This window comes from Acetobacter malorum (assembly GCF_002153605.1).
Classification (GTDB): Bacteria; Pseudomonadota; Alphaproteobacteria; order Acetobacterales; family Acetobacteraceae; genus Acetobacter; species Acetobacter malorum_A.
Window position 1 is genome coordinate 1 of sequence record NZ_JOPG01000061.1, and the last position, 1,798, is coordinate 1,798.

Below are 1,798 nucleotides of genomic sequence, written 5' to 3' on the forward strand. Positions count from 1 at the left end.
CATCGTGACGGATGGGGCGAATAACAGCACCATTCTTCATAACCAGATGCAGGTCTGCATCATGCGTCATTGTCACGCTGGCAGCCGGCTTCTGACAATTTTCTACCAGGTTGCCGCGAGCTTCCAGAGTGCGGAACAGGGCTTCCACAAAATTTCTGCCTACGCACAACGGCGCGGCGGCGTCCGCTTCCCAGCTCCGTGCGCCCGCAGCGCGGAGTGCCGCAACCTTACCATCCTGACGGAAGGTGGAGCGGTTGCCGGTATCAAGGTAGCTTTCAGTCAGCATGCCATCAGCGGTGATCACGGAATGCTCTTCCGTTTCCACATGATAATAATCGTAGGAGGTGATGCTGGTATCGTAGAAAATGGACTTGCCATTAACCAGCATACGCACAGGCACAAACTGACCATCAAAGAACAGACAGTGCTCAGGCGTAATCAGCATGTCTTTGTAAGGCACACCATCAGCAATGGCACTTTTCAGAACACGAACAGGGTAGCCCGCTTCGTCAGCCGGAAGACCAGGGCGAACCGTGGCTCGGGCTTTACCAACCCAGACGACAGGACGCGTGACTTCCTGATTGTGTTTCCAGTCGAAGATAGCAATTTCACTACCAATCTGGATATCTTCAACGGCGACATCTTTGTCAGATGTGCGGATCATGGTGCCAGAAAGGAAACAGGTAACCGTAACAGTATTACCATCAAAATTGTAATCGTCTTTGTCATATCCAGGAGCAAATGTAACATTTGCCAGGACAACGCCGTTCTGATCCAGAATGGTTGTTCCGTCACTTCCCCACGTAAGAGTTGAACTCTGATCATTACTGAAGATAATTTTATCGCGAGGGGATAAATTATTTATCGTAATTGTGCCGCTTGCAGCATAATTTTTTACAACAAGGGTATTGTAAGAACTGCTATCTGAGGGAGAATCGCCGAATGTAATAGGGGCGGTCAATGTCCCAACGGTTAAGCTACCGCCGTCAGCAAGAGTAATAGCCTGACCAGATGCTGTTCCATTGACAACAAAATTTGGATTCGTAATGGTTAGAGAACCGTTGTTAGTAAGGTTCCCATCATCGGTTAAATAGCCATTCCCGGAAAGTGTAACGTCACCTTCTACAGTAATCGCCTGTGCTGTAAAAGAGGATCCTGATGAATCACCTTCGCCCCAAGAGGTAGTCCCCGTCTTAACTTGCAAAGTAATAGGAGAAGATGTGCCATCAAGAATAACACTATCAACATGATCTGTAGTGTAGTCCCAGGTACCACTTTTATTAATCGTAGTAGGCAAATTTAAAATCCCCGATCGATGCAGGCAGGTTACATGGCTGCATTTGTTAAAAACAAGCAAACCCTATATATTAAATTCCTTATGTTAACGCAATAGTAACATATATTTCCAAAATATTAATTTTTAGCAATTTATTGAGCTGGTGGGTCGCGGCAGATTTTTTTGATGCCTCGTCGATCCAGTTTTCCAGGAGGCAAGCGGTCGCAATATCATTGGCACTCCTGCATAGGGCTGAGATACTTTGCTCAACAAATAAGAGGTGCGCCTGTCAGCCTCTCCGAGTAATGGAGAGGCTGAGGAAAACAAAGAACGAAAAAAGGCACCATTCTGCAAAGAATGGTGCCTTCTGTTAGGTTATGCAGAAAGATCAGGCAGTGAGTTTTTTCACAGCGTCCGTCTGTTCAGCGTCAACGATATAGTTTTCAGCAGTCATAGCGGTGATGATCAGCATCCCCATTTTACCACCTGTCTGTTCAGACAGCGGCAGCAGGGCGTTGCCGT

At 47.1% G+C, this 1,798-nt stretch carries 1 protein-coding gene; it reads right to left on the reverse strand.

Annotated features, from left to right (window positions below; translation table 11 throughout):
* On the reverse strand, positions 1-1,297 hold a 1,297-nt coding region (locus HK23_RS13815; RefSeq protein ID WP_086654391.1), incomplete at its 3' end, for a Hint domain-containing protein.
* Positions 1,298-1,798 lie beyond the last annotated feature (501 nt).